The following is a 1342-nucleotide window of genomic DNA, read 5'->3' as shown; positions in this document are numbered from 1 at the left end:
TCTTTTTAAGTTATGCAAACCCAAAGTAATAAAAAGTGCTAACGATTTCCTTATGTTTAACAATGGAATAGTGATGCAGGTAAAGAGTGGCTATCAAGTGCCACTCAAATGATGAAGTGTGGACTCTGTAGGTTGATATAGGTTTTTGTGACCTATTTATGCTTTTATATAGTTTTTTCTTGTCAGTCGTACCATAATACCAATTGCTAAAGAGGTTTATGACTAGTTGTAGATTTTAGAGAGGTAGTAATCATAAACCTCATTTGCCTCATAGAGAGCATACTCTGAAACCTCATTTAGTTTACTATCTTTTGTCACTGGTGTTGTTATTAACTCCTCTACTCTATTCATGAGTTTTTCGGTATCTCTCATGATCTCTATAGATGATGGGTGATATTCACTATAATCCTCTTTTATACCCTCTACATGTAACACTCTTTGCATCTTTGCATTCTGCTCATCTAATAGATATTTATAGTTTTCAACCATAGGGATTATATTTTTAATATGTTCATCTATCTTCTCCATCTCACTTTTTGACTCTTTTTGTTGTTTTACATAGAGATGTGATTTTTGATATATATCATTTGCCACTTTAAAGTTTTTACTCTCTTTTAAAGATAGAAAAGTTTTATATACCAAAATACCAAGAATTAGAGCGGAAAGTCCAATCGTAATCATACCGAACATAGGATTACCATTAGCACCAGTCATGCCTCCACCAATCCAAATTAATATCTTCTCAATATCCTCATGGGTGGGTAGTGTTGGTGGTTGAAGTTGTAATGTAACACCTGCTTTCATACTAGCTACATATATCCAAGTACCGGCAGTAATAATCATTGTTAATAGTGCAAGAACAAAAGCAGAGAATACTCCAGAAGTAATATTTTTGACCTTGATATTCTCATTTGTAGTACCAAGGGAAATCTCAAAAGGCTCTTTTGGCTCATGTTTGGAATAGTCATAAGAGATCTTTTCTAGTAGAATTTGACTTTGGGTAAATGTTGTGTTTAAGAAACTGTTTTTTATCTCTTCTAATCTATTTACATCCGTTGCAATAGTTTTTTTTGTAACCTCAATATCTTTATCTGCTTTTGAGATAAGCTCAATAGAGTTTTTTACTAACTCTCTTGCCTCTTCATTTTTATTTATAGGCTTTCTTCTCTCATCTTCAATAATAAGTTTTTCCTCTAAATTAAGTTCATTAGAACCATCTATCTCTTTAGCCTCCAACATATCTACATTAGATATATCACTCTTGTTGTCCATTTCTCTTCCTTTTGTAGTTTGTTAATTTTCTTTATTTTATCATATATATATATAATATCTATTGATATAA

The 1342-nt window shown here is 31.6% G+C and carries 1 protein-coding gene; it reads right to left on the bottom strand.

Annotation, left to right across the window (positions count from 1 at the left end):
* Positions 1 to 222: 222 nt before the first annotated feature.
* Positions 223 to 1272, bottom strand: coding sequence for a hypothetical protein (locus tag AC3WVG_RS11950; protein ID WP_488798342.1), 1050 nt, complete (start codon positions 1270 to 1272; stop codon positions 223 to 225).
* Positions 1273 to 1342: the final 70 nt, after the last annotated feature.

The organism is Desulfovulcanus sp. (genome assembly GCF_982781345.1).
Note: the sequence above shows the minus strand (reverse complement) of the source record. Positions and strands in the feature narration are given on the sequence as shown.